The sequence below is a fragment of the Rhizobium fabae genome, from assembly GCF_003985135.1.
Taxonomy (GTDB): Bacteria; Pseudomonadota; Alphaproteobacteria; order Rhizobiales; family Rhizobiaceae; genus Rhizobium; species Rhizobium pisi.
In genome coordinates this window covers 347508-369368 of sequence record NZ_ML133647.1, presented here as the reverse complement: position 1 = coordinate 369368, position 21861 = coordinate 347508, and the positions used below count along the sequence as shown (strand labels likewise).

The 21861-nt window shown below is 62.4% G+C and carries 19 protein-coding genes; 13 read left to right on the top strand and 6 right to left on the bottom strand.

Going from position 1 to position 21861, the window contains the following annotated elements:
* Position 1: 1 nt before the first annotated feature.
* From EFB14_RS07650 to EFB14_RS07635, 4 genes are read right to left on the bottom strand one after another with little or no spacing between them, the layout of a single operon-like run.
* Positions 2 to 889 (bottom strand): branched-chain amino acid ABC transporter permease, encoded by an 888-nt coding sequence (locus EFB14_RS07650; RefSeq protein ID WP_126824117.1) that lies wholly within the window; start codon positions 887 to 889, stop codon positions 2 to 4.
* Positions 890 to 893: 4 nt separating this feature from the next.
* Positions 894 to 1595, bottom strand: a complete 702-nt coding sequence (locus EFB14_RS07645; protein WP_126824114.1) for an ABC transporter ATP-binding protein — start codon at positions 1593 to 1595, stop codon at positions 894 to 896.
* A complete protein-coding gene (locus tag EFB14_RS07640; RefSeq protein ID WP_126824110.1) occupies positions 1595 to 2377 on the bottom strand; it encodes an ABC transporter ATP-binding protein in 783 nt (260 codons plus the stop codon). The genes EFB14_RS07645 and EFB14_RS07640 overlap by 1 nt, the downstream gene beginning before the upstream one ends.
* A 5-nt stretch (positions 2378 to 2382) precedes the next feature.
* Positions 2383 to 3588 carry an ABC transporter substrate-binding protein gene (locus EFB14_RS07635; protein WP_126824107.1) on the bottom strand — a complete coding sequence of 402 codons (1206 nt, stop codon included), beginning with the start codon at positions 3586 to 3588 and terminating at the stop codon, positions 2383 to 2385.
* A gap of 174 nt (positions 3589 to 3762) precedes the next feature.
* On the opposite strand from EFB14_RS07635, the gene EFB14_RS07630 reads away from it, so the two are divergent.
* Complete coding sequence (locus EFB14_RS07630; protein WP_126824104.1) at positions 3763 to 4716, top strand: LysR family transcriptional regulator; 954 nt, start codon at positions 3763 to 3765, stop codon at positions 4714 to 4716.
* Here the strand turns inward: EFB14_RS07630 and EFB14_RS07625 are convergent, their stop codons facing one another.
* Positions 4717 to 5055: a cupin domain-containing protein gene (locus EFB14_RS07625; RefSeq protein WP_126824101.1), complete on the bottom strand. Its 339-nt coding sequence runs from the start codon at positions 5053 to 5055 to the stop codon at positions 4717 to 4719.
* A 174-nt stretch (positions 5056 to 5229) separates the two neighbouring features.
* On the opposite strand from EFB14_RS07625, the gene EFB14_RS07620 reads away from it, so the two are divergent.
* The 5 genes from EFB14_RS07620 (at position 5230) to EFB14_RS07600 (ending at position 11232) form a co-directional block, all read left to right on the top strand.
* A complete protein-coding gene (locus EFB14_RS07620; RefSeq protein WP_126824098.1) occupies positions 5230 to 6417 on the top strand; it encodes an acyl-CoA dehydrogenase in 1188 nt (395 codons plus the stop codon).
* 240 nt (positions 6418 to 6657) lie between these two features.
* Positions 6658 to 8631 (top strand): acyltransferase family protein, encoded by a 1974-nt coding sequence (locus EFB14_RS07615; protein ID WP_164737501.1) that lies wholly within the window; start codon positions 6658 to 6660, stop codon positions 8629 to 8631.
* 183 nt (positions 8632 to 8814) lie between these two features.
* Positions 8815 to 9276 (top strand): DUF4126 family protein, encoded by a 462-nt coding sequence (locus EFB14_RS07610; RefSeq protein WP_126824091.1) that lies wholly within the window; start codon positions 8815 to 8817, stop codon positions 9274 to 9276.
* The gene (locus EFB14_RS07605) at positions 9273 to 10640 is read left to right on the top strand and encodes an FAD-containing oxidoreductase (protein ID WP_126824088.1); all 1368 of its coding nucleotides are present in this window, start codon (positions 9273 to 9275) and stop codon (positions 10638 to 10640) included. The genes EFB14_RS07610 and EFB14_RS07605 overlap by 4 nt, the downstream gene beginning before the upstream one ends.
* A 22-nt stretch (positions 10641 to 10662) precedes the next feature.
* Positions 10663 to 11232 (top strand): DedA family protein, encoded by a 570-nt coding sequence (locus EFB14_RS07600; protein ID WP_126824085.1) that lies wholly within the window; start codon positions 10663 to 10665, stop codon positions 11230 to 11232.
* 15 nt (positions 11233 to 11247) lie between these two features.
* On the opposite strand, the gene EFB14_RS07595 is transcribed toward EFB14_RS07600, so the two are convergent.
* Positions 11248 to 12291 (bottom strand): NAD(P)-dependent alcohol dehydrogenase, encoded by a 1044-nt coding sequence (locus EFB14_RS07595; RefSeq protein ID WP_126824082.1) that lies wholly within the window; start codon positions 12289 to 12291, stop codon positions 11248 to 11250.
* Between the two features lie 498 nt (positions 12292 to 12789).
* Between EFB14_RS07595 and EFB14_RS07585 the strand changes: the two genes are divergently transcribed.
* From EFB14_RS07585 to EFB14_RS07550, 7 genes are all read left to right on the top strand, one after another.
* Positions 12790 to 13152 carry a copper resistance CopC family protein gene (locus EFB14_RS07585; protein ID WP_126824076.1) on the top strand — a complete coding sequence of 121 codons (363 nt, stop codon included), beginning with the start codon at positions 12790 to 12792 and terminating at the stop codon, positions 13150 to 13152.
* A 312-nt stretch (positions 13153 to 13464) separates the two neighbouring features.
* Entirely contained in the window at positions 13465 to 13554 is a 90-nt protein-coding gene (locus tag EFB14_RS07575) for a K(+)-transporting ATPase subunit F (protein ID WP_003547774.1), read from the top strand.
* 68 nt (positions 13555 to 13622) lie between these two features.
* Positions 13623 to 15326, top strand: a complete 1704-nt coding sequence (gene kdpA / locus EFB14_RS07570) for a potassium-transporting ATPase subunit KdpA (RefSeq protein ID WP_126824073.1) — start codon at positions 13623 to 13625, stop codon at positions 15324 to 15326.
* A gap of 209 nt (positions 15327 to 15535) precedes the next feature.
* Positions 15536 to 17596: a potassium-transporting ATPase subunit KdpB gene (gene kdpB / locus EFB14_RS07565; RefSeq protein WP_126824070.1), complete on the top strand. Its 2061-nt coding sequence runs from the start codon at positions 15536 to 15538 to the stop codon at positions 17594 to 17596.
* A gap of 36 nt (positions 17597 to 17632) precedes the next feature.
* Positions 17633 to 18202 (top strand): potassium-transporting ATPase subunit KdpC, encoded by a 570-nt coding sequence (gene kdpC, locus EFB14_RS07560; RefSeq protein WP_126824066.1) that lies wholly within the window; start codon positions 17633 to 17635, stop codon positions 18200 to 18202.
* 217 nt (positions 18203 to 18419) lie between these two features.
* A complete protein-coding gene (locus EFB14_RS07555; RefSeq protein ID WP_126824063.1) occupies positions 18420 to 21128 on the top strand; it encodes a sensor histidine kinase in 2709 nt (902 codons plus the stop codon).
* Positions 21125 to 21817: a response regulator gene (locus tag EFB14_RS07550; protein ID WP_126824060.1), complete on the top strand. Its 693-nt coding sequence runs from the start codon at positions 21125 to 21127 to the stop codon at positions 21815 to 21817. Before EFB14_RS07555 ends, EFB14_RS07550 begins: the two co-directional genes overlap by 4 nt.
* Positions 21818 to 21861: the final 44 nt, after the last annotated feature.

Sequence of the window (21861 nt, the reverse complement as noted above, 5' to 3'; positions counted from 1 at the left end):
ATCAGGCATCCCGGCCGAAGAGGCCCGCGGGCCTGATGAGAAGCACGATCGCCATGATGACGAAGATCACGATGTTGGAGGCCTCGGGATAGAAGACCTTGGTCAGCCCTTCGGCGATGCCGAGCACATAGCCGGTGATGATCGCGCCCATGATCGATCCCATGCCGCCGACGACGACCACGGCGAAGACGACGATGATCATGTTCGAGCCCATCAGCGGCGAAACCTGGTAGATCGGCGCCGCGAGCACCCCGGCAAAAGCCGCAAGGCCGGCGCCGAGCGCGTAGGTGAGCGTCAGCAGCACCGGCACGTTCACGCCGAAAACCTGCACCAGCACGGCGTTTTCTGTGGCCGCCCTGAGATAGGCGCCGAGCTTGGTTTTCTCGATCAGTAGCCATGTGCCGATGCAGACGACGAGCGAGACGACGACCACCCAGCCGCGATAGATCGGCAGGAACATGAAGCCGAGGTTTGCCCCGCCGGCAAGGGCTGATGGCGTCGCGTAAGGCTGGCCGGACGAGCCGTAGAGATAGCGGAAGGTGCCCTCGACGGCGAGCGCCAGGCCGAAGGTGAAGAGCAGGCCGTAGAGCGGGTCGAGATCGTAGAGCCGGCGCAGGAACAGCCGTTCGATGACCGCGCCGGCAAGGCCGACAATGACAGGCGCCAGGATCAGCGACGGCCAGTAGCCGATACCGGCATAGGTGAGCAACAGGTAGGCCACGAAGGCACCGAGCATATATTGCGCGCCGTGGGCGAAGTTGATCGCCCGCAGCAGGCCGAAGATGATGGCGAGGCCGAGGCTGAGCAGCGCATAGAACGAGCCGTTGATCAGTCCGATCAGCAGCTGGCCGAGCAGCGCCTGCAGGGGAATGCCGAAGATCATCGTCATCTGGTCACACTCCCAGAACCTTGTGCAGCGTATCCATGCGCTGCGGCAGTTCGCCGACCGGGAATTCCGACACCATCTGCCCATGATCCATCAGATAGAAGCGATCGGCAATACGGCTGGCGAAACGGAAATTCTGCTCGACGAGCAGGATTGTCATGCCGCGCTCCTTGAGTTTCTTCAGCACCTCGCCGATGCGCTGAACGATGACTGGGGCAAGCCCCTCCGTCGGCTCGTCTAGAATGAGCAGCCGAACGCCGGTGCGTAGGATTCGAGCGATCGCCAGCATCTGCTGCTCGCCGCCTGACAGTTTGGTGCCCGGGCTGCCGCGGCGCTCGTAGAGATTGGGAAAGAGCTCGTAGATCTCGTCGAGCGTCATGCCGCCGCCGGCCACCACAGGCGGCAGCAGCAGGTTTTCCGAAACGGTGAGCGTGGAGAAGATGCCGCGCTCCTCCGGCACGAAGCCGATGCCCCGATGCGCCGTCTTGTGCAGCGGCACCTGCATCATGTCGCTGCCGGCAAAACTGATCCTGCCCTTGCGGGCGCGCACGATACCGGTGATGGTGCGCAGCGTCGTCGTCTTGCCAACGCCGTTGCGGCCGAGAATGGTGATCGTCTCGCCTTCGCCGACGCGCATATCGACGCCGTGCAATATGTGGCTTTCGCCATACCAGGCATTGAGACCCCGAACTTCGAGGAGGGCGGCCATCAATGCTCCTCCGTGCCCATATAGGCCACGCGCACGCGCTCGTCCTGGCTGACTGTGGCATAATCGCCCTCGGCGAGGATCTCGCCGCGCTGCAGCACGGTCACATGCTGGCAGATATCGGCGACGACGGAGAGATTGTGCTCGACCATCAGCACCGCCCGGTCGCGGGCAACCTCGCGGATGATCGATGAAACGACGCCGACATCCTCATGTCCCATGCCGGCCATCGGCTCGTCGAGAAGCAGCACTTTCGGGTCCAGCGCCAGCGTGGTGGCGATCTCCAGCACGCGCTTGCGGCCGTAGGAAAGATCGGCGGCGATATGATCGCGCTCTTTGGACAGTCCGACGCTTGCAAGCAGCTGCTCGGCGCGCTCGTTCAGCCGGTCGAGTGCGGAGAGCGGCCGCCAGAATTGCGTTGAGAGGTTGTTCGGCCGTTGCAGCGCCACGCGCACATTGTCGAGAACGGAGAGGTGCGGGAAGACCGCCGAGATCTGGAAGGAGCGCACCAATCCCATGCGCGCCACCCGGTCGGGCGGTGTCCCGGTGATATCGGTGCCCATTAAGGTGATCGTGCCTGCCGTCGGCTGCAGGAACTTCGTCAGCAGGTTGAAGACCGTCGTCTTGCCGGCGCCGTTCGGGCCGATCAACGCATGCACGCTTGCATCATGCACGTCGAGATCGACGTTCTTGACGGCCGTGAAGCCGCCAAAGTCGCGGCGCAGGCCGCGGGCGGACAATACCACCCGCGGCTTTGCCTGAGTTTCAATCGCGGAAACCGCCATGGTGATTACTTCACCAGATCGCAGCCGCTCTTGGCGGGATCGATATAGGCTTCCTTGCCGGGGATGGTGGCGAGAACGTTGAAATAATCCCACGGTTCCTTGCTTTCCGCGGGCTTCTTGACCTGCAGCAGGTACATGTCGTGGATCATTCGGCCGTTGGCGCCGACCGTGCCGCCGCGACCGAAGACGTCATCAACAGGCATTTCATGCAGCAGCTTGGCGACGGCATCAGTATCGTCCGTACCGGCCTTCTGCACCGCCTTCAGATATTGCGTCACTGCCGAATAGGTACCAGTGTGGATCATGTTCGGCATCTTGCCGGTGCGGGCGAAGAATTTCTGGGCGAAGGCGCGGCTTTCGTCGTCGCGGTTCCAGTAAAAACCTTCCGTCAGCGTCAGGCCTTGAGCCGCCTCGAGGCCGAGGCCGTGCACTTCGGCCAGCGTGAAGAGCAGTGCCGCCAGATGCTGGCCGCCCTGGGTGATGCCGAATTCGGCCGCCTGCTTGATGGCGTTCGAGGTGTCGAGACCGGCATTGGCAAGGCCGATCACCTTGGCGCCTGATGATTGCGCCTGCAACAGGAAGGACGAGAAATCCTGGGTCGACAACGGATGGCGAACCGAGCCGACGACCGTGCCGCCGCTCGCCTTGACGTAATCGGTGGTCTGCTGCTCCAGCGAGTAACCGAAAGCATAGTCGGCGGTCAGGAAGAACCAGCTGTCGCCGCCTTGCTTGACGAGCGCGCCGCCGGTGCCAACGGCCAAAGCGTGCGTGTCGTAGGCCCAATGGAAGCCATAAGGGGAGCAGGCCTTGCCGGTGAGATCGGTCGTCGCAGCACCCGTGACGATGTCGATCTTCTTCTTCTCCTTGGCAATCGCCTGCACGGCGAGCGCCACGGAGGAGGTCGTCAATTCCATGATCGCATCCACCTGCTCGGTGTCGTACCACTGGCGGGCGATGTTGGAGGCGATATCCGCCTTGTTCTGGTGGTCGGCGTCGACGATCTCGACAGGAACACCCAGCACCTTGCCGCCGAAATCGTCGACCGCCATCTTGGCGGCTTCGACGGAGGACTTGCCGCCGAAATCGGCATAGACACCCGACTGATCGTTGAGAATGCCGATCTTGACCTTGCCGTCGGTCGCGCTCTGCGCGAACACCGCCGTGCTGCTTGCAAGCAGAAATGCAACGGATGCAACGAGATTCTTTCGCATACTCTCTCCTCCCAGAGATTAGCCAGATTACGGATCTGTTCAGATTTGGCCAGCCGCACTCCTCAGAGCGACCGACCCTTAGCCTACGATCAAGGAAATTCCGCCTTGAAGCAACCGGTGGTTTACAATTAATTCCAAACAGTATCTGTTCGTTTTTGAACAGATGGGACCGCGATGAGCAATCCACCGCAGTTTACTTGGGACGATCTCCAGTTTTTTCTAGCCGTCGCCCGCACCGGACAGCTGTCGACGGCAGCCCGCCAGCTGCGCTCCAGCCATGCCACCGTTTCACGCCGCATCGACCGGCTGGAATTCACCCTCAAGGTCAAGCTCTTCGAGCGCAATCCGCGCGGCTATGTGCTGACTGCCATGGGCACGCGTTTCATCGAGACGGCCGAGAGGATGGAGCAGGAAACCGAGCGGCTGCGCGCCGACCTCGCCGACGGTTCGATGGCGCAACGCGGCCTGGTGCGTCTCAGCGCGCCGGAGGGTTTTGCCAATTTTTTCTTTGCAACCGTGCTGCCGCGCTTTGCCGCCCAGCACCCGCATCTCTCGCTCGAGCTGGTGACGATCCAGCAGATCATGTCGCTTTCGCGCAAGGAGGCCGATCTTTCCGTCGTGCTCGACGAGCCGAAGGGCGGGCCTTATTTCGCCGAGAAACTGACGGACTACCATCTGCAGATCTACGGCTCACGCGAGTATCTGGCAAAGGCGCCTGACATCACCTGCCGGGAAGACCTGCTCAACCATCCCTTCGTCAGCTATATCGAGGAGATGATCTTCGCGCCGGGCCTGGACTATCTCGGCGACGTGCATCCGCGCATCAAGCCGCAGTTCCAGAGCTCCAGTATCTTCGCGCAGCTGACTGCCACCCGAAACGGCCTCGGCCTCTGCATCCTGCCCTATTTCTTCGCCAGCCGTTACCCCGAACTCGTGCGCGTCCTGCCCGAGGAGATCGACCTCAAGCGCCATTACTGGATCACCTGCCACCGCGACCTGAAGCAGGCGCCGCGCGTGCGCGCCGTCATCGATTTCCTGCGAGAGGCCGTGCGCAGCGAGGATGCGCGCTTCGTCCCGCCCTATGTTACCGCCGCCGGCCCAGTACGCAGAGGAAAGCCGGAAGCCTAGTTACTTCAGGAGTTCGGCCCGGTGCGGGGTAAATGCATCGATCAGCCGGCCCTTTTCCAGCGCCTTGACGCCGTGGACGAGATTGGGGGGCACGATGAAGCTGCCGCCCTGCCGCAGCACCTCGGTGCGGCCATCGATCGTCACTTCGAAGCTGCCCTCGGCGACATAGCTTGCCTGGATGTGCGGATGCGAATGGGCAGCACCCACCGCACCACTCTCGAAGGCCACTTCCACCATCATCATCTCGGGCAGATAGGTCATGATGCGCCTGACGACGCCGGGCTCCGGATTGACCCATTCGGCGCCTTCGGCCGATACGAACAGATCGCTTGATGACATTTCCGCCTCCTCGTTGCAGACTCGATCGCGGGCAAAGTGGATCATGCGGCCGCCTTTGAAAAGATCACGCGTCTCGTCTTTTCGCCAGATCGCCCTCGGTTGACGCGGTCGACTGGCGGGTCTATCCCGACCGGGAGACAAGCAGGCTTGAACCGGGGATGAGGAGACGCCGCCATGCAGCACACGCGCGAGGTTTTCGATTGGGCCGATCCGTTCCGGCTGGTGGAGCAACTGACCGACGAAGAGCGCATGGTGCAGGACACCGCCCATTCCTATGCGCAGGAAAAGCTCGCGCCCCGTGTTCTCGATGCCTTCCGCCACGAAAGGACCGATCCCGATATCTTCCGGGAGATGGGTGCGCTCGGCCTGCTCGGCCCGACGATCTCACCTGAATACGGCGGCGCCGGCCTCGGTTACGTCGCCTATGGTCTGATCGCCCGTGAGGTCGAGCGGGTCGACAGCGGCTACCGCTCGATGATGAGCGTCCAGTCCTCGCTCGTCATGGTGCCGATCGAGACTTTCGGCTCCGAAGAGCAGAAGCTGAAATACCTGCCGAAACTTGCGAGCGGCGAATGGATCGGCTGCTTCGGCCTAACCGAACCAGATCACGGCTCCGATCCCGGCTCGATGGCGACGCGCGCCAAAAAGGTCGATGGCGGCTACAGCCTCACCGGCTCGAAGACCTGGATCTCCAATGCGCCGATCGCCGATATCTTCGTGGTCTGGGCAAAGACCGAGGATGGCCTCATTCGCGGCTTCATCCTCGAAAAAGGCTGGAAGGGACTTTCGGCGCCCGCCATCCACGGCAAGGTGGGCTTGCGCGCATCTATAACAGGCGAAGTGGTGATGGACGGGGTCTTCGTGCCGGAGGAAAACCTGCTGCCCGGCGTCACCGGCCTCAAAGGCCCGTTCACCTGCCTGAACTCGGCCCGTTTCGGCATCGCCTGGGGTGCGCTCGGCGCGGCCGAGGATTGTTATGCGAGGGCGCGGCAATATACGCTGGAGCGCAAGCAGTTCGGCCGGCCGCTCGCCGCCAACCAGCTGATCCAGAAGAAGCTCGCCGACATGGCGGCGGAAATTTCGCTCGGCCTGCAGGGCTGCCTGCGGCTCGGCCGCATGAAGGAGGAAGGCCATCCCCCGGTGGAGCTGACCTCGATCCTCAAGCGCAACAGCTGCGGCAAGGCGCTGGAGATCGCGCGCGCGGCCCGCGACATGCTCGGCGGCAACGGCATCTCCGACGAATTCGGCATCGCCCGCCACCTCGTCAATCTCGAAGTGGTCAACACCTACGAGGGCACGCACGATATCCACGCGCTGATTATCGGACGGGCGATAACAGGCATTGCCGCCTTTGCGAACTAGAGCATTGGCCCGAACATCGGAATCGATTTTCGGAAAGCGCTGTGGATTCAAATCGTTATAAAGTCTTTTGCGTCTCCGAAAGGACGCGCAGCGCTGTCGGTCCTGTTGACAAAATACGGGCGCCAAATTTTTGCGACAGCTGAGACTGTGAACGCTGCGTATGCGGTTCTCGGGCGCTTCAGGCCTTGGGCGTAGCCTGATTCTACTATATGGCTGCTCGAAATGGATGCGCATGTGAGAATGAACTACCGCCCCGATTTGGATGGACTCCGCGCCATAGCCGTGTTGGGCGTTCTTCTGTTCCACTTTTCTATCGGACCATTCCCCGGCGGATTTGCGGGCGTCGACATTTTCTTTGTCATCAGCGGGTATCTGATCACCAAGCTGATCGTCGAGGAGGTGGAACAGGGGCGGTTTTCGTTCAAGCGGTTCTATGTGAGACGTATGCGCCGGCTGTTCCCGGCATTGCTCTTCATGCTGCTCTGCTCTCTCGTCGCTGCGGCGCTGATCTTCCCACCGGAGCAGATGACAGGCTTCGGCGCATCATTGGCGGCATCGGTGTTCTCTGGCTCGAACATTCTGTTCTGGTCGGAGCATGGCTATTTCGATGTCAGTTCGCACCTGAAGCCTCTGTTGCATACGTGGTCGCTGAGCGTCGAGGAGCAGTTCTATCTGGTCTGGCCGTTCGCGCTGGTGTGGCTTTTGCGGTTCGGACGGAAGGCGGCAATGGCGGCATTGGCTCTGGTCTTTGTCGCAAGCCTTGGCGCGAACCTGGCGCTTGAGCCCTATCAATCGACGCTCTTCTATCTGTCGCCATTTCGGTTCTTCGAATTCGCGATAGGTGCAGGATTGGTATTCGCACCCGTCGCACAATCGAATGCCGCAATGGAGGCAGCATTGCTGGCCGGCTTGGCGATGATCGGCTATGCCTATCGGTATTTCACGGAAGCCACTCTGTTTCCGTCTTATCCGGCGCTGGTGCCGACCGTCGGAGCGGCCCTGGCTATCTGGGGCGGACAGGCACGGTGGTCTGGGCTGCTTCTGCGCAACAAGGCAGCAGCCTCCGTCGGATTGATCAGCTATTCGCTATACCTGGCGCATTGGCCGTTGCTGGTGTTCTGGCAATATGGACGTGCGGAGCCACTGGTTCCCCATGAGAGCGTTGCTCTTCTGATCCTGACGTTTGCAATCGCCTGGGCCATGTACGTCTTCGTCGAGCGGCCATTCCGGAAAAGAAACGCCGCGGGCTATTTGATTTTGCCGCGGGTCTACATGCGTGGTGCTGTGGTAGCAGCGCTTGCCGTATCGGCGATCGGTCTCCAGGTCTTGGCATCCCACGGTTGGCTATGGCGCCTCGGTGAGCGTGGAGAGTTTATCGGAGAGTTCGTTCGTGGAGGAGATCGGAGAGCGGACGCGCAATATGGGGGTAGCGGTTGCAGCACGCCGTGCAGCACTTCGACAGAGAGCCGGAAGCCCGACGTCATATTCATCGGGGACTCACATTCCCGTCAGTATTATCGTGGCGCAAAGGAAGCGTTGGTCGGGCTCAAAGTGGACTTCTACGCCTTCCCCAGTTGCCAGTTCTTTTCCCTGGAATACACGCGAGACTACACCGGATATGACGATCCGGTACTCTATGACAGCCAATGCCGTGAAGCGCGGAAACAGGCATTCGAGGGTATTCGCAAAGCCCCCGACGCTTTGATCGTGCTGGGCGAGTATTGGTATCCTGTGCGGATGCTATCGGAGGCTGGCAGGGCTCCTTGGGCGGTCACGACGCCGGAAGCCTATTATCAGTTCGTGGGTGCAGAAGTGTCGCGGCTCCGGAAGTCCTTCGGGAATCGTCAGATGGTTGTTCTCGGCAGCGTTCCGACATCTGGCGGCATCGGGTCTCCGCTCGGTTGCTTCGGCAAGCTTTACCGGGTTGACCCGGGATGCCTGAAGCAACCAATTTCCAACCCGGCTATTTCGAAAAGAGCTGAGATCAATGAGCTTCTGGCGGAAAATTTGTCGCCTGCAGTGACGTTCGTGGACCCATTTGATGCCCTTTGCGCCCGAAAAGAGTGCACGGTTATGAGCGACGGACCTCTGTATTCCGACGACACTCACCTGTCGGGGCTCGGTGCGAAAAAGGTAATGGCTGAAGTCGCCATGACTATCAAACGAAAGCTTGCTGTTCGTGGGGCGGAAGTAAGCAGGCAAGTGATTCAATAGGCCTAAAGCAGGCCTGATGCGCTCTCATAATCAATGCATGTTGCCTAAAAGTATGCGGCGGTTTCGGAGCTCCGACGCGACGTGCTTTAGCCTGATGACGCGACAGGGCGAATTGCCACACGCCTGACAATGTGCAACCTTCCCTAGCGACGGCCCAAAAGCCGGCAAAGAGGGGGATCGCGCATGTTTCTGCTTCTTGCATTGCTGATCGGTGTCATTGCTGGCCTTCGCGCCATGACCGCGCCGGCCGCCGTCGCCTGGGGCGCGGCGCTCGGCTGGTTCGATGTCTCGCAGACGCCGCTTGCCTTCATGGGGTACCAGTGGACTCCGTGGATCCTGACGCTTCTCGCCGTCGTCGAGCTGATCACCGACCAGCTGCCCTCCACGCCGTCGCGCAAGGTGCCGGTGCAGTTCAGCGCCCGCATCGTCACGGGGGCGCTGTCGGGGGCAACGATCGGGGCGGTCAGCGGCCTGCTCTTCGGTGGGCTGATCGCTGGCGTGATCGGCGCAGTCATCGGCACATATGGCGGCGCTGCCGTTCGCGGCAGGCTCGCAACCTCATTCGGTAAGGACCTGCCGGCCGCCCTCATTGAAGATGCCGTCGCCGTCATCGGGGCGGTGCTGATCGTGGGGGCCGTCTCATGAAAAGCTTCGACGCCATCGTTATCGGCGCCGGCCAGGCCGGCCCGTTCCTCGCAGCCCGCATGGCCGAAAAGGGCATGAAGGTGGCGCTCATCGAGCGCAAATTCCTCGGCGGCACCTGCGTCAATGCCGGCTGCATGCCGACGAAGACGCTGGTCGCCAGCGCCCGCGCCGCCCATGTCGCAAGAAGCGGCGCCATCTACGGCGTGAAGATCCGGGGCGAGATCGGTATCGACATGAAGGTGGTGAGAGCCCGCGCCGAGGCCGTGACCATGAATGCCCGCAACGGCCTGATCGGCTGGTTTAACGGCATGGACGGCATGAGCGTGATCTACGGCCATGCCCGTTTCGAGGGACCGAAGACCGTCAGCGTCAACGGCGAGACGCTGACCGCCCCGCGCATCTTCCTCAATGTCGGCGCACGGCCTGTCATCCCCGAGCTACCGGGCATCGACGAGATCGAATATCTCACCAGCACGTCGATCATCCATCTCGACACCCTGCCGCGGCACCTCGCCGTGATCGGCGGCAGCTATATCGGGCTGGAATTCGCCCAGATGTATCGCCGCTTCGGCGCCGAGGTCAGCGTGATCGAGCATGGGCCGAAGCTGGCATCGCGCGAGGACGAGGATATATCGGACGCGATCGCCGATATCCTGCGCTCGGAGGGCATCGGCGTCCACACCGATGCTGGCAGCATTGGCTTTGCACGCAACGGCAGCGGTGTGAACGTCAGCGCCGGCTCGGCGCAGATCGATGCGAGCCATGTGCTGATCGCTACCGGCCGCAAACCGAACACCGACGATCTCGGGCTCGACGCTGCCGGCGTCGCCACCGATAAACGCGGCTACATCACCGTCGACGACAAGCTCGCCACCAATGTCGAAGGCATCTTCGCGCTCGGCGACTGCAACGGCCACGGCGCCTTCACACATACCTCCTACAACGACTTCGAGATCGCCGCCGCCAACCTGCTCGACGGCGACGACCGCAAAGTCTCAAGCCGCATCCTGGCCTACGCGCTCTATATCGACCCGCCGCTCGGCCGTGTCGGCATGACGGAGAAGCAGGCGCGCGCCTCGGGACGCAGGATCATGGTCTCGACCCGGCCGATGAGCCGTGTCGGCCGCGCCAACGAGCGCGGCGAAACCAAAGGCTTCATGAAGGTGATTGCTGACGCCGAGACCAAGGAGATCCTCGGCGCGGCGATCCTGGGCATCGAGGGAGACGAGGTGATCCACGGCATCATCGATGCGATGAACGCGGGAACGACCTATCCAACGCTGCAGTGGTCGGTGCCGATCCACCCGACGGTGTCGGAGCTGATCCCGACGCTGCTTGCCGATTTGAAGCCGGTTCAGCTGTGAATGCGGCCGGAGGCGGACCCGCGTGTCTATTGAACTGCTGATCGAGCATTACGGTCTGCTGGCAATATTTCTGGGCGCCGCCTTCGAGGGCGAAACGGCGGCTTTCCTCGGCGGCGTGATATCCCACCGCGAGTTGCTCACCTATTGGTCGGCCTCGTTTGCGGCCACGGCAGGCTCCTTCGCCGCCGATCAGATGTGGTTTTTTGCCGGCCGCTACGCCGGGCAATGGGGCTTCGTCCGCCGGCTGATGGAAAGGCCGGCGCTGACACGCGTGACCAGGCTTCTGGAAAACTATCCGACCGGCTTCATCCTGGCGTTTCGCTTCCTGATAGGCTTGCGGACGATCAGCCCTGTTGTCATCGGGACGACGCGCATACCAACCGGAAAATTCGTCGTCCTGAATGCCGTGGCCGCGCTGGTCTGGGGACAGCTTTTCACGGCGCTCGGCTACCTGTTCGGACATGGCATTCAGCAGACGATGGGGCACCTTCCCCTTCAGCACCACCTGCTCATTGCCGCCGGAGCCGCGGCTGTCGTCGCAGCCGCCGCCTTTGCCTTTCGCAAGATGAAGCCGAGAGCCGGGCACTCATAGAAGAAGCGCGGCTTCCTACTCCATCACGATCTGCAGCTTGACGTCGCTCGGCCGCGCTTCGACGGCGCGATCGAACGCCTTGATCGAATCCTCAAACTTGAACGTCTCTGAGATCAGCGGCTTGAGATCGACGCGACCCGACGCCAGCAGAGCGATCGAGCGCTCATACTGGTGTGCATAACGGAACACCGTCTCGATGCGGATTTCCTTGGTGGATGCCGTCGAGACGTCGAAACCGACAGGGTTGACCGGCAGGCCGACGGCGACGATGACGCCGCCCGGGCGCGGCAGCGCCATGACCGTCTCCCAGGCTTTTGGCGAGCCGGAGCATTCGAAGACGACATCGGCGCCCCAATCGTCGGTCAGCCGGCCGACTTCCTCGATCAGGCTCTTCTCGCGGATATTGACCGGGATCACGCCCTGATACCGCGCAGCGATATCGAGCTTCGGCTGGGCGAGATCGGCGATGATGGCACGGGCGCAGCCGCCGGCAAGGGCAGCGATTGCCACCATCGTGCCGATCGGACCGGCGCCGAGGACGACGGCGGTATCGCCTGGCGCGATCTTCGCCTTGGATGCCGCCTGCATGCCGACGGCGAAAGGCTCGACCATGGCGCCTTCGGCGAAGCTGACGTTATCGGGCAGCTTGAAGGTATAATTTGCCGGGTGCACGACCTCAGGCGTCAGCACGCCATGGATCGGCGGCGTTGCCCAGAAGGTGACATCGGGATCGATATTGTACATGCCGAGCCGGCTTGCCTTCGAATTCGGATCAGGAATGCCGGGCTCCATGCAGACGCGGTCGCCGACCTTGAGATGCATCACACCCGGCCCGACCTCGACCACCGTGCCCGCCGCCTCGTGGCCGAGCACCATCGGCGCATTGACGACGAAAGGACCGATCTTGCCATGGGTATAATAGTGCACGTCGGAACCGCAGACGCCCACGGTATGAATCTTGATCTTCACCTGCCCCGGTCCCGTTTCCAGCGGCAGATCGATATCGCGAAGCGCGAGCTCATGCTGGCGCTCCAGCACCAGCGCACGGACTTTGGTCATGATCGGTTTCCTTCCCTATGGCCCCCTGCGATTCATGGAGCGCCGTTGAACCGACTATAAGACCGTTAGGGTCGACAATACAATCCTCTCAAGCTTTTGCTCAAGATGCGATGAAATGCCCATTTTCCATAACCCGAAAGATTCAGGTCCCAAGACCTCTGGATGATTCCAGCAGGGGCCATTGGGGAGTATATTCTAAAGTCTAAATCGCCATCAATAAAGAAAGACAAAGAGATGAAGCACGATAACGATAATATCGTCAGGAATATCTCTCGCGGCGCGACGATATCAAAGCAATTCCGGGACCTCTGGCGCCGGCTCGTGGACAACTGCATCGCCGCGTTCGAAGAAGACCGCTCGCCGAAGCCGGTGCGCGTTATTGTCAAGCCAATGGATCGAAATCGTCCCCTACAGCGTTAATAGCAGGCGCCGGCATGGCGTCGCGGAGACATCACGGCTCCCGGCACCATGCGGATCGGCAAGAGAAGGAAGACCATCATGAAGTCGATCGTGTCATTTTGCCTGTTCGCATCCCTTCTCCTTGCAGCAAATGGAACGTCTGCCGCAATCGAGGAAGCATCGCTTCCACCGCAGCAGCAGGAAGAAAAGCTGGTGCCGGCCAATCTCGAACTCACTTTCACCGGCCCTGTGGATCTTGCCCGCTCGACGGCCATCCTGCTGGATGCCCAGGGCACACCGCTTCCGACAGGCAAGCCGTTTCTCGCCGGCCCCGAAGGATCCATATTCAAGATCCCGCTCGACCCGTCGATGGCGCCAGGCCTCTATACCGTCGACTGGCGCGTCCTCTCGATGGACGGCCGTAGCGCCGAAGGCCAGTATCAGTTCCGGGTCGATCCTTAACACCGAACCGCCGCTTTGGCCCATAAAAGCATTTATAGGATTTTTATATTGATGGCCGCCGGCCCGTCTCGATCCTTTATGCCCTCCGGCTCCATATTGATGCCCGAGAGATCAAGGCGATCATCTCCACGCCAGAAAGCATGAAAGGCGGCCTCCATCGAGATGCCGGCCCTTTGTCTTGTCTGACTCCAAGAAAAACAACAGGAGTCACGATCATGATGGATATCATTTTACTTGGCACGACGATCATATTCTTCGTGCTGTGCTTTGCTTACACCAGAGCCTGCGACAGGCTCTAACCGGAGAACCGCAATGACCCTCGATTATGTCTTGAGCGGTGCGGTGACCGTATTTCTCACCGTCTACCTCACCTACGCTCTCCTTCGCCCAGAACGCTTTTGAAGAAAACTGGCGCTTCTGAGGTCGCGATGCGCGACCGAGAAGCAGCCGGGTATTGAAAGTTTACCTCCATGACCCTCAACGGATGGCTTCAGATCCTGCTTTACTGCGGGATCGTCCTCATGCTCGTCAAACCGCTCGGCGGCTATATGACGCGCGTCTTCAGCGGCGAGCGCACGTTCCTCTCACCGGTCCTCGCTCCGCTCGAACGGGGACTTTACCGTCTTGCCGGCACCAGCGAGCGCGAGGAGCAGCATTGGACCTCCTATGCCTTCGCCATGCTGATGTTCAATCTGCTCGGCGTGATCGTACTTTACGCGCTGCAGCGCCTGCAGGCCGGTCTTCCCTATAATCCGGCCGGCATGACAGCCGTCCCACCGGAGCTTTCCTTCAACACCGCCGTCAGCTTCGTCAGCAACACCAACTGGCAGAACTACGGCGGCGAAAGCACGATGTCGTATCTGACTCAGATGGCCGGCTTCACCGTCCAGAACTTCGTTTCCGCGGCGACCGGCATTGCCATTGCGCTCGCCTTCATCCGCGCCTTCTCGCGCGCCTCGGGCAAGGCGATCGGCAATTTCTGGGTCGATATGACTAGGGCCACCTTCTATGTGCTGCTGCCGATCTGCATCGTGCTGACGCTGGTCTTTGTCTATCTCGGCGTGCCGCAGACGCTTGGGCCTTACGTCAATGCGACGACGCTCGAAGGCGCGCAGCAGACGATCGCTATCGGCCCTGTCGCCTCGCAACTTGCCATCAAGATGCTCGGCACCAATGGCGGCGGCTTCTTCAACGCCAATTCCGCCCATCCGTTCGAAAACCCCGACGCCATCTCCAACCTCATCCAGATGGTCTCGATCTTCGCGATCGGCGCGGCTCTCACCAACGTCTTCGGCCGCATGGTCGGCAACCAGCGGCAGGGCTGGGCGATCCTCGCCACGATGGGCATCCTGTTCGTCGCAGGCGTCGGCATCACCTATTGGGCGGAAGCCGCCGGCAATCCGCTGATGCATGCCTTCGGTCTTGGCGGCGGCAACATGGAAGGCAAGGAAGTCCGCTTCGGAGTCGCCCTGTCCTCGCTCTTTGCGGTCATCACCACCGCGGCCTCCTGCGGCGCGGTCAACGCCATGCATGGCAGTTTCACTGCGCTCGGCGGCCTCGTTCCGCTCATCAACATGCAGCTCGGCGAAGTCATCGTCGGCGGCGTCGGCGCGGGCTTCTACGGCATCCTGCTCTTCATCATCGTCGCCGTCTTCGTCGCCGGCCTGATGGTCGGCCGCACACCGGAATACCTCGGCAAGAAGATCGAAGCGAAGGAAATGAAGATGGCCGTTCTCGCCATCCTCTGCCTGCCGCTCGCCATGCTCGTTTTCACCGCGATCGCCTCGGTGCTGCCAAGCGCCGTCGCCTCCGTCGGCACTTCAGGCCCGCACGGCTTCTCCGAAATCCTCTATGCCTATACGTCGGCTGCCGCCAACAACGGCTCGGCTTTCGGTGGGCTCACAGGCAATACGCCCTGGTACAACATCACCCTTGGCCTCGGCATGCTGATGGGCCGCTTCCTGGTCATCATCCCGGCCCTTGCCATCGCCGGTTCGCTGATCGCCAAGAAGTCGGTTCCTGCCTCGGCAGGCACCTTCCCGACGGACGGCCCGCTCTTCGTCGGCCTGCTTGTCGGCACGATCCTGATCGTCGGCGGCCTGACCTTCTTCCCGGCGCTGGCCCTCGGTCCCGTCGTCGAGCATCTGGTCATGATCGCAGGCCAGACCTTCTGAGGTGATGCCATGATCCTCCGCCACAGGCTTCGCCACGCTTCTCATCCACGTCCCGGCGCGCCGGGACGTGGAAATGGCCCGGAACCCCAAGCCTCCGACATCATCCTGGTGATGATGGCAGGCCTCCTCGTCATCGCCGCCATCGTCAAAATCTTACAGGGCTGACCGGCTTCCGGTTCGCCATCCTCGTTTCAAAGCTGGAGTCTCTTATGAGCCAGGCAAAATCCGCGAGTATCATGGATAGTCGCATCCTCATTCCGGCCGTGGGCGCCGCTTTCAAGAAGCTCGACCCCCGCGCGCTCGCCAGAAACCCGGTCATGTTCGTCGTGGCCACGGTTTCGGTGCTCACCACCGTGCTCTTCCTGCGTGACCTCATCGCAGGCAACGGCAATCTCGGCTTCTCGTTCCAGATCAATATCTGGCTCTGGTTCACCGTGCTCTTTGCCAATTTCGCCGAAGCCGTCGCCGAAGGCCGCGGCAAGGCGCAGGCGGATTCGCTGCGCAAGGCGCGCACCGAAACCCAGGCAAAGCTGCTCACCTCCACTAACGGCAGCGACTACCGCATGGTGCCGGGCACCAGCCTCAAGGTCGGCGACCTCGTACTCGTCGAAGCCGGCGACATTATCCCGTCGGACGGCGAGGTCATCGAAGGTGTGGCCTCCGTCAACGAAGCGGCAATCACAGGCGAATCCGCTCCTGTCATCCGCGAATCCGGCGGCGACCGCTCGGCGGTAACCGGCGGCACACAGGTGCTCTCCGACTGGATCCGTGTGCGCATCACCGCGGCTGCCGGCTCGACTTTCCTCGACCGAATGATCGCGCTCGTCGAGGGTGCGGAACGCCAGAAGACGCCGAACGAAATCGCGCTCAACATCCTGCTCGCCGGCATGACTTTGATCTTCGTGCTCGCCACCGCGACGATCCCGAGCTTTGCCATCTATGCCGGCGGCTCGATCCCGATCATCGTGCTCGTCGCCCTCTTCGTCACCCTGATCCCGACGACGATCGGCGCGCTGCTCTCAGCGATCGGCATCGCCGGCATGGACCGCCTCGTCCGCTTCAACGTGCTCGCCATGTCCGGCCGTGCGGTCGAAGCCGCCGGCGACGTCGACACGCTGCTGCTCGACAAGACGGGCACGATCACGCTCGGCAACCGCCAGGCGACGACCTTCCGCCCGGTCCGCGGCGTTTCCGAGCAGGATCTCGCCGATGCCGCCCAGCTCGCCTCGCTTGCCGACGAAACGCCGGAAGGCCGCTCCATCGTCGTGCTCGCCAAGGAGAAATACGCGATCCGCGGCCGCGACATGGCAAGCCTCAAGGCCACCTTCGTGCCCTTCACCGCTCAAAGCCGCATGAGCGGCGTCGATCTCGAAGGCGCCTCGATCCGCAAGGGCGCGGTCGATGCGGTGCTGACCTATGTCAACGGCGACGCGCCTTCCAAGAACGGCGGCGAGGTCGTGCGCGAACTGCAGTCGATATCGGACGAGGTCGCCAAATCAGGGGGCACGCCGCTGGCCGTCGCGCGCGACGGCAGGCTGCTCGGCATCATCCAGCTGAAGGACATCGTCAAGGGCGGCATCCGCGAGCGCTTCACCGAGCTTCGCCGCATGGGCATCCGCACGGTGATGATAACAGGCGACAATCCGCTGACGGCAGCCGCCATCGCCGCCGAAGCCGGCGTCGATGACTTCCTCGCCCAGGCAACGCCTGAGATGAAGCTGGCGCTGATGCGCGAGGAACAGTCGAAGGGCAAGCTCGTCGCCATGTGCGGCGACGGCACCAATGATGCGCCCGCACTTGCCCAGGCCGATGTCGGCGTCGCCATGAACACCGGCACGGTCGCCGCCCGCGAGGCCGGCAACATGGTCGACCTCGACTCGGACCCGACGAAGCTCATCGAGATCGTCGAGATCGGCAAGCAGCTGTTGATGACACGCGGCGCGCTGACGACCTTTTCGATCGCCAACGACATCGCCAAGTATTTCGCCATCATCCCGGCGATGTTCCTGACTTTCTACCCGCAGCTCGGCGTGCTCAACGTCATGGGACTTTCGACGCCGCAAAGCGCCATCCTCTCGGCGATCATCTTCAACGCGTTGATCATCATTGCGCTGATCCCGCTGTCGCTGAAGGGTGTCCGCTATCGTCCGATCGGCGCAGGCGCGCTGCTCTCGCGCAACCTGCTGATCTACGGTCTCGGCGGTATCATCGTCCCCTTCATCGGCATCAAGGCGATCGACATGGCCGTCGCGGCCCTCGGTCTCGCTTAGCAGAACTCGGCCTGAACACTCCAAGGAGTAAGAACAATGTTTAGAGAATTTCGCCCGGCGATCGTGATGATCATTGCCACCACCGCCATAACAGGCCTTCTCTATCCGCTCGCCATGACGGGTGCGGCCCAGGCGCTCTTCCCGACCCAGGCAAACGGCAGCCTGATCGAAAAGGACGGCAAGGTGATTGGCTCGACGCTGATCGGCCAGGCCTTCGCCAGCGACAAGTATTTCCACGGCCGCCCTTCGGCGGCCGGCGACGGCTACAATGCGGCCGCCTCCAGCGGCTCGAACCTCGGCCCGACCAGCCAGAAGCTGATCGACCGCGTCAGGGGCGACTATGAGGCCGCCAAGGCCGCGAATCCCACGGCCGACGTACCCGCCGACCTCGTCACCGCTTCGGGCAGCGGCCTCGATCCTCATATTTCGCCCGAGGCGGCCTATTTCCAGGTGCAGCGTGTCGCCAAGGCACGGGGCGTGGATGAAGCCAAGGTCAAGACACTGGTCGACGGCGCGGTTCAGGCCCGGGAGCTCGGCATTCTCGGCGAACCCACCGTCAATGTTCTGGCGTTGAACCAGAGCCTCGATGCTTCTATGACTCAGTGAGTTTGGTACGTTGGGCGGGTTTGACGAGAAGGCCAACCCCGCGCTCCGTCATCCTCGGGCTTGACCCGAGGATCCATGACCGTGGCTGCTGACGGATGCGGTTTGGATGCTCGGGTCAGACCCGAGCATGACGTAGGGTGGGGCGGTTGAACTGACTTGACGAGAGTTACGGAGACGCAACGCGTCCCCGGCAGCGATTTGCAGAAAGACCACACGCATGCCAGACGACAATCGCGACCAGGCCGGCAGGCCCTCGCCCGATGCGCTTCTCGAAAAAGCCCGGGCCGAAACACGCGGCCGTCTGAAAATCTTTCTGGGTGCTGCGCCCGGCGTCGGCAAGACCTACGAGATGCTGATCTCCGGCCGTGCCAAGATCGCCGACGGTCTCGATGTCGTCATCGGCGTCGTCGAGACCCACGGCCGCAAGGAGACCGAGGCGCTGCTCGCCGGCTTCGAGATCATCCCCCGCGTCAAGATCGACTATAAGGGCCGGCAGCTCGAGGAAATGGATCTCGACGGCATCCTCGCCCGCAGGCCCGATCTCGTGCTGGTCGATGAACTCGCCCATACCAATGCCGAGGGCAGCCGCCATCCGAAGCGCTATCTCGACGTCAAGGAATTGCTCGGCCGCGGCATCGACGTCTACACGACGCTGAACATCCAACATGTCGAGAGCTTGAACGACGTCGTCTCGCAGATCACCCGCATCCGCGTGCGCGAGACGGTGCCGGACTCGATTATCGACCTTGCCGACGACGTCGAGATCATCGATCTGACGCCGGATGATCTGATCAAGCGTCTACATGACGGCAAAGTCTATATGGCGCGCACCGCCGAGCGGGCGCTGACCAACTACTTCACGCCTGGCAACCTGACAGCACTCAGGGAATTGGCGCTGCGCAAAACCGCCCAGCGCGTCGACGATCAGTTGCTCACCCATATGCAGGCTCATGCCATCTCGGGCCCCTGGGCGGCGGGCGAGCGCGTCCTCGTTTCAGTCGACCACCATCCGCGCTCGGCCTCGCTGGTGCGTTATGCCTCGCGCATGGCCTCGCGGCTGCGCGCGCCCTGGGCCGCCGTCTACATCGAGACCAACCGCTCGATCAATCTGTCGGAAACGGAGCGCGATACCATTGCCGCCACGCTGCGGCTTGCCGAGCAGCTGGGCGGCGAGGCGATCACCATTCCCGGCCGCGAGGTGGCCGAGGAACTCGTCCGCCATGCCACCGCCAACAACGTCACACATATCGTCATCGGCGCGCCGAAGAAGCCGACATGGCGCGACTGGTGGAGCCGCTCGATCACCGACGAGCTGATCCGCAAGACCGGCGAAATCAGCGTCCATGTCATTTCGGGCAACGAGAAGGACGGCACCACGGCGCGCGGCGTCAAAACCGCCGCCACGGCGCAGCCGCTGGATCTCTGGGCCTATCTGCTGGCAACCGCCTACGTCGCCATCGCGCTCGGCGTCAGCATCGTGCTCGACCAGGTGCTCGACGTACGCAACCTCGCCCTCGTCTTCCTGATGGCGGTGCTGACCTCTGCCGTCATCCACGGGCTGCGGCCGGCGCTCTACAGCTGCATCCTCAGCGCGCTGTCCTTCAATTTCTTCTTCCTGCCGCCGCGCTACACGCTGACGATCAGCGATCCGGAAAGCGTGCTCGCGTTCTTCTTCTTCCTGGGCGTCGCCATCATCGCCAGCAACCTGACCGCGACCGTGCAGCGCCAGGCCGCCGCAGCCCGCCAGCGGGCGCGGACCACGGAAGACCTTTACCTCTTCTCGAAAAAGCTAGCCGGCACCGGCACGCTCGACGACGTGCTCTGGGCAACCGCCTTTCAGCTCGCCTCGATGCTGAAGGTCCGCGTCGTGCTGCTGCTGCCCGAGGAAGGTACCATCGCCGTCAAGGCCGGTTATCCCCCTGACGATACGCTCGACGATGCCGATATCGCCGCCGCCCGCTGGGCCTGGGAACACAATCACGCCGCCGGCCGCGGCGCCGACACCCTGCCCGGCGCCAAGCGCCTCTACGTGCCGCTCCGAACGGGGCGCGCCGCCGTCGGCGTCATCGGCCTCGACAGCGACCGTCGCGACGGACCGCTGTTGACGCCGGAGCAACAGCGCCTGCTCGATGCGCTGGCCGACCAGGCGGCTCTCGCCATCGAACGCGTCCAGCTTGTCGCCGACGTCGATCGGGCAAGGCTCGCGGCCGAAGCCGACCGGCTGCGCTCGGCCCTGCTCACCTCGATCTCGCACGACCTGAAGACACCGCTTGCCGCCATCCTCGGCGCCGCCGGCACGCTGCGCGACTATTTCGCCTCCATGCCGGAGGAGGATCGAAGCGACCTGCTTTCCACCGTCGTCGACGAATCGGAACGCCTCAACCGCTTCATCGCCAACCTGCTCGACATGACGAAGATCGAATCCGGCGCGATGGAACCGAACTATGCGCTGCATTTTGCCGGCGATGTCGTCGGCACCGCGCTGCGCCGCGCCGCAAAAATCCTCGAGCGGCACAAGACCGAGATGAGCGTTCCCGCCGACTTGCCGATGGTGCGTGTCGACCCCGTCCTGTTCGAGCAGGTGATCTTCAACCTGCTCGACAATGCCGCCAAATATGCCCCCGAGGGATCGGTGATCCACATCGAGGGCTGGGCCGATGCCGACAATGTCGTCCTGCAGGTCTCGGACGAAGGCCCGGGCATTCCGCCCGCCGACCTCACCCGCGTCTTCGATACCTTCTACCGCGTGCGCAAGGGGGATCAGGTGCGCGCCGGCACCGGGCTTGGCCTTTCCATCTGCCGCGGCTTCATTGAGGCGATGGGCGGCACAATCGTCGCCGGCAATCGGACGGGCCGCCCCGGCGCCGTCTTCACCATCCGTCTGCCGAAACCCAACGACATTCCGAAGCTGGATGAATTGAGATGACCGGTTCAGCCGTCAAACTGCTCGTCGTCGACGACGAGCCTCCGATCCGCAAGCTGCTCCGCGTCGGCCTGACCGCGCAGGGCTACGAGGTGCAGGAAGCGGCAAACGCCGCGGCCGCCCGTCAGTCGGTCGCCGACGACATGCCCGACCTCATCGTGCTCGACCTCGGCCTGCCCGACAAATCAGGTCACGATCTCTTACAGGAGTGGCGCGACGAAGGGCTCTCCATGCCCGTCGTCATCCTCTCCAGCCGTACCGACGAGGCCGGCATCGTCAAGGCGCTGGAAAGCGGCGCCGACGACTACGTCACCAAGCCCTTTGGCATCAACGAGCTTGGCGCCCGCATCCGCGTCGCCTTGCGCCACCGCCTGCAGCAGCAGGGCGAAAAGGCGATCTTCCAGACCGGCGGACTGTCGATCGATCTCGTCAAGCGCATCGTCAAGGTCGACGGCAGGGAGATCAAGCTGTCGCCGAAGGAGTACGACATCCTGCGCGTGCTCGCCCAGCATGCCGGCAAGGTGCTGACGCACCAGTTTCTTTTGAAGCAGATTTGGGGACCGGCAGCCGATGTCCAGTATCTGCGCGTCTATGTGCGGCAGCTGCGGCAAAAGGTCGAACAGATTCCGGATCAGCCTCACTATATTACCACCGAGACCGGCGTCGGCTACCGGCTCAGGGAACCGGATTGATATCCGCTCCCTTCCGCTGCCCGAACAGTATCGAGCCGAACAGC